The sequence below is a fragment of the Halocynthiibacter styelae genome, assembly GCF_016123485.1.
Taxonomy (GTDB): Bacteria; Pseudomonadota; Alphaproteobacteria; order Rhodobacterales; family Rhodobacteraceae; genus Halocynthiibacter; species Halocynthiibacter styelae.
Window position 1 is genome coordinate 251,017 of the sequence record NZ_JADCKQ010000003.1, and the last position, 14,378, is coordinate 265,394.

Sequence of the window (14,378 nt, forward strand, 5' to 3'; positions counted from 1 at the left end):
TACAGGCAAAAAGAAACCCGCCGGGGAGAGGAGCGGCGGGTTTCTCATTTGGATGTGTCGCGCCTTAACTGCGGTTCATCCTGTTCGCGATCAGATCATCCACAACGGCCGGTTCCGCCAGTGTAGATGTGTCCCCAAGGGCACCAAAATCATCCTCAGCAATCTTGCGCAGAATACGGCGCATGATCTTGCCGGAACGGGTCTTTGGCAGGCCCGGTGCCCATTGGATCAGGTCCGGTTTTGCAATCGGGCCAATTTCGGTGCGTACCCATTTTTCAAGCTCTTTGCGCAGCTCATCCGTGGGGTCTACCCCGTTCATCAGCGTGACATAGGCATAGATGCCTTGTCCTTTGATATCATGGGGATAGCCAACAACCGCAGCCTCTGCGACCTTGGCGTGGGCAACCAAAGCTGACTCAACTTCGGCGGTGCCCATACGGTGTCCAGACACGTTGATCACATCATCCACACGCCCGGTGATCCAGTAGTAGCCATCACTGTCACGACGCGCGCCATCACCGGTGAAGTAATAGCCTTTATAGTCGCTGAAATAGGTCTTTTCGAACCGTTCATGATCGCCATAAACCGTGCGCATCTGACCAGGCCAGCTGTCCCGCATACACAGCACGCCTTCGGCTTCCGTCGTGGTGATTTCCTCACCGGATGTGGCATCCAGCATCACAGGCGTAATGCCAAAGAACGGCAGCGTACAAGACCCCGGCTTCGTCGCCGTCGCCCCCGGCAGCGGCGTCATCAGATGCCCGCCGGTTTCGGTCTGCCACCAGGTGTCCACGATGGGTTTTGTGCCCTTGCCAACCACGTCATTGTACCAGTTCCAGGCCTCTGGGTTGATCGGTTCACCCACGGTGCCAAGAACCTTGATATCGGACAAATCGCATTTGGTAACAAAGTCTTCGCCATACGCCATCAGCGCACGAATGGCTGTTGGGGCGGTGTAGAACTGATTGACTTTGTGCTTTTCACAGACCTGCCAGAAACGGCTTGCGTCTGGGTAGGTTGGCACACCTTCAAACATCAAAGTCGTCGCGCCATTGGCCAGCGGACCATAGACAATATAGCTGTGGCCCGTGACCCAACCCACGTCAGCAGTACACCAGAACACATCGCCATCGTGGTAATCAAACGTGTACTGATGCGTCATTGCCGCATAGACCAGATAGCCGCCGGAAGAATGCACAACGCCCTTTGGTTTGCCGGTGGAACCGGATGTGTAAAGAATGAACAGCGGATCTTCGGCGTTCATTTCTTCCGCAGGGCAATCGGCGGATACTTCCGCCGCCAGCGCGTTGTAATCATAGTCGCGATCCTGGGTCCAGGTGGTCTGGCCGCCGGTGTGTTTCACGACCAGCATTTTCACGCTGTCTTTGCAGTGCAGCAGGGCCGCATCGGTGTTGGATTTCAGCGCCGTCACACGACCGCCACGGGGGGCTTCGTCCGCTGTGATCACGACACGCGCGTCACAATCATTGATTCGGTTCGCCAGGGCATCCGGGGAAAATCCTGCGAAAACAATGGAATGCACTGCACCCAAACGGGCGCAGGCCAGCATGGCATAGGCGGCTTCGGGGATCATCGGCAGATACAGAATGACACGATGGCCTTTCTTTACGCCCAGATCCTTCAGCACATTCGCCATGCGGCAGGTGTTGTCATGCAGCTCTTTATAGCTGATATGGCGTGCGGGTGTGTCGGGGCTGTCGGCCTCCCAGATGATCGCAGTCTGGTCGCCACGTTCCGCCAGATGACGGTCAATGCAGTTGGCCGCGACGTTCATCGTGCCGTCTTCATACCAGCGAATATCAATGTTGCCCGGTTCAAAACTGGTGTTTTTCACCTTTGTATAAGGCTTCATCCAGTCAATACGTTTGCCCTGTTCGCCCCAGAACGCATCAGGATCCGCCAGTGATTCCGCATACATTTTTTCGTAAGACGCTTTGTCAGCATGGGCGTTTGCAGCGAAATCCGCCGCAGGAGGGTACATTTTATCAGTCATTTCTTCCGTTTCCCTGTTGTGGGCGCGGGGGAACATGCCCCCGCTGCCGGAATTGTTTTCCGGTCAGATAGCGAGATATTCAGCGCGCAGCGCCTCGTTATCAAGCACTTCCTGTGCTGAACCATCAAATACAACGCTGCCGGTATCAAGGATCACCGCGCGATCAGCCAGGTTCAGCGCGCGCACGGCGTTCTGTTCCACGATCACGGTGGTGATGCCCTGTTCTTTGATGATGTTGAGGGTATTCTCGATTTCATCAACGATAACAGGGGCCAGGCCTTCATAAGGTTCATCCAACAGCAAGACTTTCACATCACGTGCAAGGGCACGCGCGATGGCGAGCATCTGTTGTTCGCCGCCTGACAGCGTGGTGCCTTCTTGCTTGCGACGTTCCCCAAGACGCGGGAACAGATCGTAAAGACGTTCCAGCGACCAGCCGACAGGTTCAACGATCTGCGCCAGTTGCAGGTTTTCTTCCACCGTCAGGCCCTGGATGATGCGGCGATCTTCGGGCACAAGTGCCATACCTGCCTTGGCGGCTTCATGGCTTTTCATGCTGTGAAGATGCTGGTGGTCCAGCCAGATTTCGCCATGCGTGACCATCGGGTCATCAAGGCGGGAAATGGCGCGCAGGGTGGAGGTTTTGCCCGCCCCGTTGCGGCCTAACAATGCCAGGATTTCACCTTCGTGGACGTTAAAAGACACGCCCTGCACGATATAGCTTTCGCCATAATAAGCGTGCAGATCCCAGACAGAGAAATAGGCGGGTGCGGATGCGGTTTTTGCTTTTACTGACATGATCGCGTCCTTTATGTCTGCTGGGTTTCGCCAAGGTATGCTTCACGCACCTTGGGGTGATCACGGATGTTGTCTGGCGTGTCTTCCACCAGCGGCGTGCCCTGGGCCAGAACCGTGATGCGTTCTGCTAGCGAGAACACCACATGCATATCATGTTCAATGATCGCCATGGTGATGTCGCGCTTTTCCTTGATCTCTTTCAGCAGATCAATCGTGCTGTTTGTATCGGCACGCGCCATGCCCGCAGTCGGTTCATCCAGCAGCAAAAGCTTTGGATCCTGCACCAGTGACATCGCCATTTCAAGCCGCCGTTTATCCCCGCGCGACAGGCTGGAGGCTTGCATCTGCAGCTTGTCCTGCATGTTGACGTCTTCCAGCATGGCGACGGCTTTTTCGTTAAGGTCTTTTTCGGCCTCAACCGTTTCAAAAGCATGCATACGGAAGGATCCGTCACGCTTGGCGAAGCAGGGGATCAGTACATTTTCCAGCACCGTCAGATCCCCGAAAATTTCCGGGGTCTGGAAGATGCGTGAAATACCCATCTGGTTGATTTCATGCGGTTTGCGCCCCAGAACGGATTGCCCCTGAAAGGTGACAGAACCCGTGTCGGGGATCAGTTTCCCAATCAGGCAGTTCAGCAGCGTGGACTTGCCCGCCCCGTTCGGCCCGATGATGGCGTGAACCGTGTTTTCCTGAACGGAAAGGTTCACATCTGACAGTGCCTGGAGACCTCCAAACCGCTTGCCAACGTCTTTGACTTCGAGAAGACCCATAAGATCAGCCCTCCTTATTCGGCCACATGTGGCGTTTGTTGCGGTTTATGGCTTCCGTCATTGTCAGCCTTCGGTTTTTTGCGGAACATGTTGCGGATGCGTTGTCCCAGTTCCACCAGACCACCTGGCAGGAACACCACAACCAGCATGAACAGAATGCCCAATGTCAGATGCCAGCCCTTGCCGACAAACGGATGCAGCAGCCAGACCAATGCATTTTCCAGACCATCCGGCAGGAAGGCGAACCAGCCATGCAGAACCTGATCGTTGATCTTTGAGAAGATGTTCTCAAAATATTTGATGAAACCCGCCCCAAGGATTGGCCCCATCATGGTGCCAGCACCGCCAAGGATCGTCATCAGAACGACTTCACCAGAGGCGGTCCATTGCATACGTTCCGCACCGGCCAGCGGGTCCATGGACGCCAGCAGACCACCAGCCAGACCGGCATACATGCCAGAGATCACAAAGGCCGCAAGCGTGTAAGGACGTGAAGACAGGCCCGTGTAATTCATGCGTTGCTGGTTCGATTTCACCGCGCGCAGCATCATGCCGAAAGGCGACCGGAAGATGCGCAGGCTAAGATAGAACGCCAGGATCGCGATGACAGCACAGAAGTAGTAACCAAAGTTAAAGGTAAACTGCCAGGGACCGACATCCATAATGTGGCTTGCGTTCATCTTGAGGCCGAAGAAATGCGTCGTGGTGATGCCGTTTTCGCCCATCAGGATTTGCGGATCGTCGTTGTAAACCTGCAGACCGGTTTCACCGTTGGTGATCGGGGTCAGCACAGAATACGCAAGGTTAAAGCTCATCTGTGCGAAAGCCAGCGTCAGGATCGAAAAGTAGATCCCAGAGCGACGCAGGCTGACATAACCAATCAGCAGGGCAAACAGGCCGGACACGATGATCGCCAGCACAAGACCAGGCAACACATTGTAGTTCAACAGTTTGAACATCCAGACGGTGGAATAAGAACCCACACCCAGAAAGGCTGCATGACCGAAGGACAGATAGCCTGTCAGACCAAAGAGGATGTTAAATCCAATGGCGAAGATCCCAAAGATCGCAAAGCGTTGCATCAGGTCAGGATAGCCCGCGTTGAATTGTGCAAGGCCACTGTCCGCCGGGAAGGGTTGCAGAAGGATCGGGGTGAACAATGTCAGCGCGATCACGATAAGAAGGAACTTAGTGTCCCGTTGATTAAGACCAAGCATGATTATTCCTCCATCACACCTTTGCGACCCATCAGACCACGCGGACGCGTGAGAAGGATCAGAATTGCGACCAGGTAGATGATGATCTGGTCAATACCGGGGATGAAGCTTTTGATGATGTTCATCGACGCAAAGCTTTCGAGAATGCCCAGCATAAACCCGGCCAGAACCGCACCAGGCAAGCTGCCCATGCCGCCGACAACCACCACCACAAAGCTGAGAACCAGGAAGTCCATGCCCATGTGATAATTCGGGGAATTGATCGGCGCATACATGACACCCGCGATACCTGCGACGGCGGCGGCAAGGCCAAACATGAACGTAAAACGCTTGTCGATATCAATGCCCAGCAGGCCCACGGTTTCACGGTCTGCCATGCCTGCACGCACGACCATGCCGAAGGTTGTGAACTGCAGGAAGCTGAAGACGCCGCCAATCACAACCAGCGAGAAGGCAAAGTAAACCATGCGCCAGTAGGGGTAGATGATCGTGTTTTCAGCAAAACCCAGCAGCAGGCCGAAATCAAAGCTGCCCGTAAAGGCAGAAGGCGCTGGGGTCGGGATCGGGTTGGCACCGTAGAACGCTTTGATCACTTCTTGCAGAACGATCGCCAGACCAAAGGTCACAAGGATCTGATCCGCATGGGGGCGTTTATAGAAATGTTTGATCAGCCCGCGTTCCATAATGAAACCAAAGGCAATCATGATCGGGATCGAAAACAAGATCGCCAGCGGTACCGACCAGTCGATGATCGCAAGGCCCGTGCTTTCGCCGAACCATTCCACCACATAGGGCGTCTTCACCGTGGCAGGGTTGCCAAGGAAATCGGTCTTATCTGGGTCAATGGTTTCGAAAGACCACGACAGAATGCGCTGTAAGGTTACGGAACAGAAGGCACCGATCATGAACAATGCGCCATGGGCAAAGTTCACAACGCCAAGTGTGCCGAAGATCAGGGTCAGGCCAAGGGCAATCAGCGCGTATGCCGATCCCTTATCCAGACCATTGAGAATTTGCAGAAGGATCACGTCCATCTCATGCCACCCGGAATTTGGAAAAAAGGGACGGAGCCCGCGCGCCAGGACATAAAGGCGTGCCTGGCTCCGTCTTGAAGTGCCCGCCGCGGAGGTTCAGTGCGGCGGGGTGGGAAACTTATGCGCCGCCGTTACAGCTGCCCAGATCGCCACCGGCGAACATTGGGTGATCAACCGCATATTCAACCTGCGCACGTGGTGTGATTTCAACGATTTCGAGAAGGTCGAATTCGTTTTCAGGGTTCTCTTTACCCTTCACAACCAGCACATCTTTGAAACACTGGTGGTCGCCAGCGCGGTAATGTGTCGGACCGTTGCCCAGACCGTCAAAGTCATAGCCTTCCAGCGCTTCTGCAACTGCACATGGGTTGAAAGAACCCGCGCGCTGAACCGCATCCGCATAGAGAAGTGTCTGACAGTAAACAGTGTGTGCTGCCTGGCTTGGCGGGAAGCCGTATTTTGTACCAAAGCTGCGCACAAAGGCCTGAGACCCTTCGTCAGTCAGGGACCAGTGCCAGTTGGTGGATCCAAAGATGCCCTTCACGTTTGCACCCGCACCACGCGCCATCAGGCGGGAATACAGCGGCACAACAATCTCAAAGTTCTTGCCGTTCACAACCTTTTCGCGCAGGCCAAACTGCACAGCGTTGGTCAGGGAATTCACCATGTTACCGCCGTAGTGGTTCAGAACCAGAACGTCAGCGCCGGAATTCAGAACCGGTGCAATGTAGGATGAGAAATCAGTCGATGCCAGTGGCGTGCGCACTTTCTCAACGGTGTTCCAGCCCAGGGCTTCGGTTGCCGCTGCGATGGATTCTTCCTGCGTCCAGCCCCATGTATAGTCAGCTGTCAGGTGATAGGCGGTCCGGTCGGTGCCGTAGCGTGCTGCCAGAACAGGTGCAAGCGCAGCCGCAGACATGTATCCGTTAAAGAAGTGACGGAAACCGTTGGCTTTTTTGTCTTTGCCGGTTGTGTCGTTGGAATGGGTCAGACCGGCCATAAAGATCACGCCAGCTTCCTGACACAGGCCCTGAACCGCAATCGCAACACCCGAAGAAGACCCGCCAGTGATCATCACAGCGCCGTCTTTTTCGATCATGGAACGTGCAGATGCGCGCGCCGCGTCAGATTTGGTCTGGGTGTCGCCGGTAACGTATTCAACTTTTTTACCAAGGATACCTGTGCCGTCCAGCACCTTAGAGCTGAAGGTGTTCATCATGCCGCCGTCGCCGCCACCGTTCAGGTGCTCAACAGCAAGCTCATAGGCGCGCAGCTCATCCGCGCCTTCATCGGCGTATGGGCCGGACTGTGGTACGTTAAAGCCCAGGGTTACAGAAGATCCGGTGGGGTCATTGGTAAAGGCCGCAACCGAAGACGCGGTGAAAATCGTAGGCATCGCCAGACCGGCGCCAGCGGCGGCACCAGTGCGCAGAACGCTGCGGCGGGTCGTCAGAAGTTTAGACATGTATTCCTCCCATTTATGGTTCGCATTCTTATGTCGGCTCCTCCGCCGCACGGAATGCTGCCTTTACAGGCGTGATGTATTATCGCTTGCGGTATGAAAATTTCGCAATAAGTGGCTTATATAAAAAGAAATTTATGTAAATAAATCGTCATGCAGGTGCGGAATGTTGTAAAATGTTTGTAAATTTGTTACGTGGGGTAAAGGAAAACAGAGGGTTAGGTATGGCGCAACAGGAGGCAGGTTACTCAACCGGGGCGCGGATCCGGCAGCGGCGTATGGATCTGGGTATGCGGCAGGGGGTGTTGGCGCAGCGGGCCGGGATATCGGCATCTTATCTGAACCTGATTGAACACAACCGCCGCAGAATCGCGGGCAAGCTTCTGGTGGATATTGCTGCGGTGCTGTCAATTGACCCGTCGCAATTGTCTGAAGACACGCAGAGTGCGCTGTTGAATGAGCTGCGCAATGGTGCAGTTGAAAGCATCGCAGAGATTGATCGTGTCGGGGATTTCGCAAGTCGCTTTCCGGGATGGGCCCAGCATCTGACGCACAGTCAGAAACGTGTGACCGAACTTGAACGGACAGTTGAAATCTTGTCTGACCGGCTGACACATGATCCGCATCTTTCCGATGCTTTGCATGAAGTTCTGACGGTTGTGACGGCGATCCGGTCGAGTTCCGGTATTCTGGCCGGAGGTGGAAATCTGGATGCAGTCTGGCAAGAGCGGTTTCAGAAAAACATTGATGAAGACGCCCGGCGTCTGGCCGAAAGCGCGGAAAGCCTTGTGCAGTATCTGGATGGGGCAGGGCGGCCAGATCAGGGGATCTCTTCCGCCGGAGAAGAGATCGACGCCTGTTTTGCGCGACATTCCTGGCATTTTGAGGCCCTGGAGCAGCCTGACACGCCTGCGTCAGATGTTCAGGATATCGCGCAGGAAATTGTCCGGGACAGTAAGGATCTGCGATCTGACGGCACCCGTGCCCGCATGATGCGCCATTTGTTAGAATACCGCATCCGGGCCGTACAGATGCCGCTTGGTGCTTTTCTGCAGGCGGCGGCTGAGTGCAACTGGGATCCGCTGGCGCTGGCGTCCCGTTTTCGCCAGCCGATTGCCGAAGTGATGCATCGTCTTGCAATGCTGCCTGCCACATCGCCCGCAGGCGGGATCGGGTTGGTCGGCTGTGATGGTGCGGGAAACCTGACTTTCCGTAAGGCCCCCGAAGGATTCAGCGTGCCGCGTTTTGACGGGGCCTGCGCGCTTTGGCCGTTGTTTGAGGCCCTTGCGCGGCCCGATAGCATGCTGGTGCATGATGTTTCTCAAAGTCAGGGGCGCGGTTCTGAAGATGTGCCGCGTTTTACGGCTTTGTCCTGCGGGGTGCAGACGTTGCCTGAGAAACTGGGCGCACCGGTGTTGCGGCAGGCATATATGTTGCTGATCCCACAAGGATTGGCAGAGGGTTCTGACACTGCCCCACCCTTCATCGATGCCGGGGCAAGCTGTCGTATCTGTCTGCAAGCTGCCTGCCCGGCGCGGCGTGAGGCCGCAATCCTCAGCCGTCAAAAGACCGAAGTTGCCTTTTGACAGAGCGGCTTTTTCTGACAATAGTGAGCCACCGGCGATGATCTGCGACAAAGCAGACCATTCAGGCACAATCGCTCTGGGGAGAGAGCGAGGGGAGGACAAGTGGCAAAAACGGTACTGCTTATCGAAGATGAGCCAAATATTGTTGAGGCAATCCGCTTTCTGCTGGCCCGGGATGGTTGGCGGGTGGAAACCCATGGCCGTGGAGATACGGCGATGGATGCCGTGGCGAAACACCGGCCGGATCTGATTGTGCTGGATGTGATGCTGCCGAAACGATCCGGTTTTGATATTTTGCGGGATCTGCGTGCGGCGGAAGATACGCGGCATTTGCCGGTGATGATGCTGACGGCACGCGGCCAGAGTAAAGATCGTGAAATGGCTGAACAATACGGCGTGTCACGTTTCATGACCAAACCGTTTTCCAACACGGAAATGCTGGACGCGGTGCGTGAACTGGCAGAGGCCTGATGGACGAGAAGCCCGACGGAAAATTGCCAGAAGATCCCCTGGTGCGCGGGCCGGGATCGCGCCTGTTTCTTGAATGGGAAAGTTACCGGCGGAAACGGGCAATGGATGCGGGCAATCTTGTTCCGGTTCTGGGCGTGATCCTGTTTTTCCTGCCAATCCTGATTGCCAGTGGCCGTGAAAGCCTGCCGGTATCCGGAGCGATGATTTATGTCTTTGCCGCCTGGTGCGTGCTGATTGCTTTATCGGTCTGGTTGTCACGCCTGCTGAGCCAGCCAGAGACATCAGATACAGACGGGCGGGATGATGGTCAGCTTTAATATCCTGATTGCGGTCTGCTTTGCCTATGTGGCCTTTCTTTTTGGTATCGCCTTTTATGCGGATCGCCAGGCCGCGCGCGGACGTCTGAAATTTCTGCGTTCTCCTCTGGTCTATACGCTGTCGCTGTCGATCTATTGTACGGCCTGGACGTTTTATGGTGCCGTGGGGAACGCTGCGCGCACGGGGCTTGAATTTGTGACGATCTACCTGGGGCCAAGCCTTGTGATGGTCGGCTGGTGGTGGCTTTTGCGGCGGCTTGTACGCATTGGCCGGGCGCAGCGGATTACATCAATCGCGGATCTTATTTCGTCACGCTTTGGTAAATCTAACCTGTTGGGCGTGCTTGTGACACTGCTGGCTGTGGTTGGTACAACGCCTTATATCGCGCTGCAGCTTCAGTCGGTTACTTTGTCGTTCTCGGTCTTCTCGCGGGACATGTCGGCAGGGTTTATGCAGGTGGACCTGGCTTCAACCGCCTTTTGGGTCGCGGTGGGCCTGATGTTGTTCACAGTGTTGTTTGGCACGCGTAACCTTGACGCCAATGAACGCCACCACGGGGTTGTGACCGCGATTGCCTTCGAGGCGATTGTAAAGCTGGTCGCGCTGCTGTCTGTTGGTGCTTTTGTGGTCTGGGGGCTTGCAGATGGACCGGCAGATATTCTGACCCGCATGGATGCCAGCCCGATTGCCGATTGGCAAATCCGCCCCGGGCGCTGGGCGGGACTGATTTTTCTGTCGGCGGCGGCCTTCCTGTGTCTGCCGCGTATGTTTCAGGTTATGGTCGTGGAAAGTGCGGATGAAAGAAACCTCGCCATGGCGGGCTGGGCCTTTCCGCTGTATCTGATGTTGATGAGCCTGTTTGTTCTGCCCATCGCAGTGATGGGGCTGGAACTGCTGCCCAAAGGCTCTAACCCGGATCTTTTCGTACTTACACTTCCCTTGTCGCAAGGCTGGGATGGGCTCGCATTGCTGAGTTTCCTTGGGGGGTTTTCTTCTGCGACGTCCATGGTGATTGTCGCTGCGATTGCCCTGTCGACTATGGTTTCGAACCATATTGTGATGCCGGTCTGGGTGTCGCTGCGCGCGCCCGGCGCGACGGTATCCGGGGATCTGCGTCAGGTGGTTCTGACTGCGCGGCGGGTGTCGATCATGGTGGTTGTCGGGCTTGGTTATCTCTATTACCGCATTTCCGGCGGAGGCGCTGCGCTGGCGTCCATTGGCCTTATTTCGTTCGTAGGTGTGTCGCAGGTTCTGCCGGTGATGCTGGGCGGTCTCTTCTGGCGACGGGCGACGAAAGTGGCTGCTGCTGCCGGTCTGATCACGGGCTTTGCGATCTGGCTTTATACGCTTTTCCTGCCGTCCATCGGTGGGGCAGGCGTGCTGTCAAAATCGGTGATGCAGGACGGGTTGTTCGGCCTGTCGGTTCTGCGACCACAGGCGCTGTTTGGCACGGGCGGCCTTGATCCGGTGGTGCATGCGATTTTCTGGTCGATGTTCCTGAACTCACTGGTGTTCTTTGCGGTTTCTCTCTTTACCTTCCCCAAACCCCTGGAACGTCTTCAGGGGGTGCAGTTCGTGAATGTATTTGAACACAGTCAGGGCCCGCGTGGCTGGACAACGGCCGGGGCCGGGGCGGAAGATCTGCTGGTGATGTCTCAGCGAATTCTCGGGGCGCAGCAGGCACAGAGGTTGTTTGAAGCAGAGGCACGGGCGCAGGGCAAACTTGACCATCTGCCAGACAGTTCCCCCGCCTTTCTGGAACGGCTGGAACGCGAGCTGGCCGGTTCTGTCGGCTCTGCCACGGCCCATGCGATGATCGGGCAGATCGCGGAGGGCGCGTCGGTATCTGTACAGGATCTGATGGCGGTGGCGGATGAAGCTGCGCAGATCATGGAATATTCCAGCCAGCTGGAGGCCAAATCTGCCGAGCTGGGCCATACTGCGAAACAGTTGTCAGAGGCGAATGAGAAACTGACACGGCTGTCCGTACAAAAGGATGCCTTTCTGTCCCAGATCAGCCATGAGCTGCGCACGCCGATGACGTCGATCAGGGCGTTTTCTGAAATTTTGCGGGATATGGATGCGCTGACGCCCGCGGATCAGACGCGTTATGCGTCGATCATTCATGATGAAACCCTGCGCCTGACGCGGCTTCTGGATGATCTTCTGGATCTGTCCGTGCTGGAAAACGGACAGGTCGCGCTGAATATGGAACCTGTGAACCTGCACGACGTTCTGAACCGCGCCGTCAGTGCAGCCCTTGCGCCGCAAGACGATGTTCCGATCCGCATTCTGCGTAATATTGTGCAGGAGGATGTGGATCTGATCAGCGATGGGGATCGGTTGAGTCAGGTGTTCATCAATCTGATTTCCAATGCGCGGAAATATTGCACAGCCTCCGATCCGGTGCTTGAGGTTGCGATCCAGAAACAAGGGAATGACGTGTGGATTGATTTCACCGATAATGGGGACGGCATCCCATCCCATCAGCAACCCCTGGTTTTTGAAAAATTTGCCCGGTTGACGGATCATGCGCGGGCAGGTGGGGCAGGGCTGGGGCTGGCGATTTGCCGTGAAATTATGAACAACCTTGGTGGTTCTGTTGCCTATCTGCCTGAGCAGGGTGGTGCGGCGTTTCGGGTGGTGGTGCCGTTGAAATCCTAACGCTTTGGTAACCAGTTTCCCCGAAGATAGGCTTGTTTATCAGGGGCAGGCCGATGTCAGACGCAGACAGTATCACAAGCACTGAAAATGAAATCTCTGTGGTTCGCAAGATCGCTTCACGTCGTCTTGTGGGGTCAGCGAAACGCATGAACCCGGTTCTGGCCCTGAAGGCCGCATTGCCGAAAGCCGCTGAGCTTGAGATGAATATGAGGCTGACGGTTAAGGAAGCTAAGGAAGGTGTGCTGGAAACGCAGGCCATGATGGAAGGCATTCCCGAGGACTGCCTTTTAACCATCCTTCAGGCGCGGGATGGCGCGCAGGGGTTGGCTGGATTTGATCCGCAATTGCTGGCGGCACTGATTGAGGTGCAAACCACGGGGCAGGTCAGTTCTGCCCCTGCGGTTGTCCGGGCCTGGACGATCACGGATGGGCAGATGTGTGAACCCTTTATTGATCGCGTGTTTGACGTGCTTGAACTGCTGCTTGATGCAGATGGGCGTGGTCCCTGGTTCTATGGTTATCGCTTTGCCCGCAAAGTAAATGATCGGCGTAAGCTTGCGATGACGCTGGAAGAAACCCGTTACCTTTTTTATGCCTGCAAAGTTGAACTCGGCGATGGTGCGAAAACCGGGATGATGTGGCTGGCCCTGCCGGATTCCGTGCGACATGCGACGACGGGCGGACAAGTTGGCCCCGAGAATGAGGACTGGCAGAGCGGGCTGCGTTCGGCTGTGTTGGGCAGTACTGTACAGCTGAATGCTGTTTTACACAGGGAGCGCGTACCGTTGTCCTGGCTGATGTCATTGCAGGAAGGGCAGGTCATGAGCATTCCTGGCCGGCAGCTTGAAGAGCTTGTAATTGAAGACAGTGGTGCGCGCATTGTGGGAACTGCCAGGCTTGGACAGGCGGCGGGTCAGCGCGCGATCAGGGTTACTTCGCGGGGGTCAGAACCGCCACCTGTTGTCGGGGTGGCCGGGTCTGGAGGAGGATCCCCGGTTTCTTCGCCACCTCAGATCCCTGTGGCGCCTGCAGGGGAAAACCTGCCGCCGGATCTGCCGGGGATGGCTGTGCCAGATGGTCCGTCTGGTGTTCAGCAGGGATTGCCGGATTTACCTGATCTGCCCGTAGGGGGAGGATTGCCAGGTTTGCCGGATCTGCCTGCAGGGCTACCTGATGCCGGCGCTGCGCCGGGTCTTCCTGATCTGCCGGATTTACCAAATTTGCCAGCCTTGACGGCGGAGTAGTCGGGTCAGAGATACAGTCGGACCAGAATGGCAGCCCATGCCACACCTGCCGCAAGGGCGGTTACGGCGACACCTGCGCTGCCAAGATCTTTGGCTTGTTTCGCCAGATCATGTTTTTCCTGTGTGATCAGATCAACACAGCGCTCAATCGCAGTGTTGAACAGTTCTGCCGCAAGGACCAGAACCCCCAGGGCCAGGATCACGGCGCGTTCGCCACCGGTTAAGGGTAAGAGCAGAGCAAAGGGGATGGAAACCGCATTGGCCACAATCCATTGTTTCAGGCTGTGTTCTTCCTGCCAGCAATTGACCCAACCTTCCCAGGACCAGATGCAGCGCCATTTAAACCGGTCCCATTGCGCGTTCAGCCAGTTCTTCATGATCGTTCCCCGATATAGTGATTTACGGCATCCTGCACCCGGCGGAAACGATCGCCACCCAGTTTTGTGCCGCCATACCAGCGTGTGACGACAACGATATGATTGCGCAGTTCTTCCCGTTCCAGCATGCGGACAATCACCATGCCCGCGCCGCTTTCACCGTCATCGTTCTTCAGCGGCCCGTCATCCAGAAGGCAGGCCCAGGTGTTGTGGGTGGCTTTGGCGAATTTCTTCCGACGCTTCAGCTGCTTCAGAAAGGCCAGAGCATCAGCCTTGCTGTTCACCGCTCCGCCGGAGACCGCATATTTACTGCCGCGGTCATTTATGATGCCGTCAAAAATTTCCATTCCCAGGGGTGTATCGTGATGCGGTGAAAAGGGGAAGCCCCGACAGGACAGGAAAAAGCCCCGGAACCGTGTC

The 14,378-nt window shown here is 56.0% G+C and carries 13 protein-coding genes; 5 read left to right on the forward strand and 8 right to left on the reverse strand.

Annotated elements, in window-relative coordinates:
• Positions 1-64: 64 nt before the first annotated feature.
• The 6 genes from acs to H1D41_RS05815 all read right to left on the reverse strand — a co-directional run bounded on the left by acs (position 65) and on the right by H1D41_RS05815 (position 7,301).
• On the reverse strand, positions 65-2,014 hold the full coding sequence (acs, locus tag H1D41_RS05790) for an acetate--CoA ligase (RefSeq protein ID WP_228847997.1): 1,950 nt from the start codon (positions 2,012-2,014) through the stop codon (positions 65-67).
• Positions 2,015-2,077: 63 nt separating this feature from the next.
• Positions 2,078-2,812 (reverse strand): ABC transporter ATP-binding protein, encoded by a 735-nt coding sequence (locus H1D41_RS05795; protein WP_228847998.1) that lies wholly within the window; start codon positions 2,810-2,812, stop codon positions 2,078-2,080.
• A gap of 11 nt (positions 2,813-2,823) precedes the next feature.
• On the reverse strand, positions 2,824-3,585 hold the full coding sequence (locus tag H1D41_RS05800; RefSeq protein WP_228847999.1) for an ABC transporter ATP-binding protein: 762 nt from the start codon (positions 3,583-3,585) through the stop codon (positions 2,824-2,826).
• A 14-nt stretch (positions 3,586-3,599) separates the two neighbouring features.
• On the reverse strand, positions 3,600-4,802 hold the full coding sequence (locus tag H1D41_RS05805) for a branched-chain amino acid ABC transporter permease (RefSeq protein WP_228848000.1): 1,203 nt from the start codon (positions 4,800-4,802) through the stop codon (positions 3,600-3,602).
• 2 nt (positions 4,803-4,804) lie between these two features.
• On the reverse strand, positions 4,805-5,836 hold the full coding sequence (locus H1D41_RS05810) for a branched-chain amino acid ABC transporter permease (protein ID WP_228848001.1): 1,032 nt from the start codon (positions 5,834-5,836) through the stop codon (positions 4,805-4,807).
• A gap of 118 nt (positions 5,837-5,954) precedes the next feature.
• Complete coding sequence (locus H1D41_RS05815; RefSeq protein ID WP_228848002.1) at positions 5,955-7,301, reverse strand: substrate-binding protein; 1,347 nt, start codon at positions 7,299-7,301, stop codon at positions 5,955-5,957.
• A gap of 221 nt (positions 7,302-7,522) precedes the next feature.
• On the opposite strand from H1D41_RS05815, the gene H1D41_RS05820 reads away from it, so the two are divergent.
• From H1D41_RS05820 to H1D41_RS05840, 5 genes are all read left to right on the forward strand, one after another.
• Entirely contained in the window at positions 7,523-8,884 is a 1,362-nt protein-coding gene (locus H1D41_RS05820; protein ID WP_228848003.1) for a helix-turn-helix domain-containing protein, read from the forward strand.
• Between the two features lie 102 nt (positions 8,885-8,986).
• Complete coding sequence (locus H1D41_RS05825) at positions 8,987-9,355, forward strand: response regulator transcription factor (RefSeq protein ID WP_228848004.1); 369 nt, start codon at positions 8,987-8,989, stop codon at positions 9,353-9,355.
• Positions 9,355-9,672, forward strand: a complete 318-nt coding sequence (locus H1D41_RS05830; RefSeq protein ID WP_107496951.1) for a hypothetical protein — start codon at positions 9,355-9,357, stop codon at positions 9,670-9,672. Before H1D41_RS05825 ends, H1D41_RS05830 begins: the two co-directional genes overlap by 1 nt.
• Positions 9,659-12,337, forward strand: a complete 2,679-nt coding sequence (locus H1D41_RS05835; RefSeq protein WP_228848077.1) for a sensor histidine kinase — start codon at positions 9,659-9,661, stop codon at positions 12,335-12,337. Before H1D41_RS05830 ends, H1D41_RS05835 begins: the two co-directional genes overlap by 14 nt.
• Positions 12,338-12,390: 53 nt before the next feature.
• Positions 12,391-13,581, forward strand: a complete 1,191-nt coding sequence (locus H1D41_RS05840; RefSeq protein WP_228848005.1) for a FliM/FliN family flagellar motor switch protein — start codon at positions 12,391-12,393, stop codon at positions 13,579-13,581.
• 5 nt (positions 13,582-13,586) lie between these two features.
• Here H1D41_RS05840 and H1D41_RS05845 read toward each other — a convergent pair whose 3' ends face one another.
• Positions 13,587-13,958, reverse strand: a complete 372-nt coding sequence (locus H1D41_RS05845) for a diacylglycerol kinase (RefSeq protein ID WP_228848006.1) — start codon at positions 13,956-13,958, stop codon at positions 13,587-13,589.
• A complete protein-coding gene (locus H1D41_RS05850) occupies positions 13,955-14,305 on the reverse strand; it encodes a YigZ family protein (protein ID WP_228848007.1) in 351 nt (116 codons plus the stop codon). The genes H1D41_RS05845 and H1D41_RS05850 overlap by 4 nt, the downstream gene beginning before the upstream one ends.
• Between the last annotated feature and the right edge of the window lie 73 nt (positions 14,306-14,378).

What these genes read in the sequence shown, in the direction of transcription:
- acs (WP_228847997.1), bottom strand. Translation starts at nt 2,014, where the DNA reads ATGACTGATAAAATGTACCCTCCTGCGGCGGATTTCGCTGCAAACGCC.
- H1D41_RS05795 (WP_228847998.1), bottom strand. Translation starts at nt 2,812, where the DNA reads ATGTCAGTAAAAGCAAAAACCGCATCCGCACCCGCCTATTTCTCTGTC.
- H1D41_RS05800 (WP_228847999.1), bottom strand. Translation starts at nt 3,585, where the DNA reads ATGGGTCTTCTCGAAGTCAAAGACGTTGGCAAGCGGTTTGGAGGTCTC.
- H1D41_RS05805 (WP_228848000.1), bottom strand. Translation starts at nt 4,802, where the DNA reads ATGCTTGGTCTTAATCAACGGGACACTAAGTTCCTTCTTATCGTGATC.
- H1D41_RS05810 (WP_228848001.1), bottom strand. Translation starts at nt 5,836, where the DNA reads ATGGACGTGATCCTTCTGCAAATTCTCAATGGTCTGGATAAGGGATCG.
- H1D41_RS05815 (WP_228848002.1), bottom strand. Translation starts at nt 7,301, where the DNA reads ATGTCTAAACTTCTGACGACCCGCCGCAGCGTTCTGCGCACTGGTGCC.
- H1D41_RS05820 (WP_228848003.1), top strand. Translation starts at nt 7,523, where the DNA reads ATGGCGCAACAGGAGGCAGGTTACTCAACCGGGGCGCGGATCCGGCAG.
- H1D41_RS05830 (WP_107496951.1), top strand. Translation starts at nt 9,355, where the DNA reads ATGGACGAGAAGCCCGACGGAAAATTGCCAGAAGATCCCCTGGTGCGC.
- H1D41_RS05835 (WP_228848077.1), top strand. Translation starts at nt 9,659, where the DNA reads ATGGTCAGCTTTAATATCCTGATTGCGGTCTGCTTTGCCTATGTGGCC.
- H1D41_RS05840 (WP_228848005.1), top strand. Translation starts at nt 12,391, where the DNA reads ATGTCAGACGCAGACAGTATCACAAGCACTGAAAATGAAATCTCTGTG.
- H1D41_RS05845 (WP_228848006.1), bottom strand. Translation starts at nt 13,958, where the DNA reads ATGAAGAACTGGCTGAACGCGCAATGGGACCGGTTTAAATGGCGCTGC.
- H1D41_RS05850 (WP_228848007.1), bottom strand. Translation starts at nt 14,305, where the DNA reads ATGGAAATTTTTGACGGCATCATAAATGACCGCGGCAGTAAATATGCG.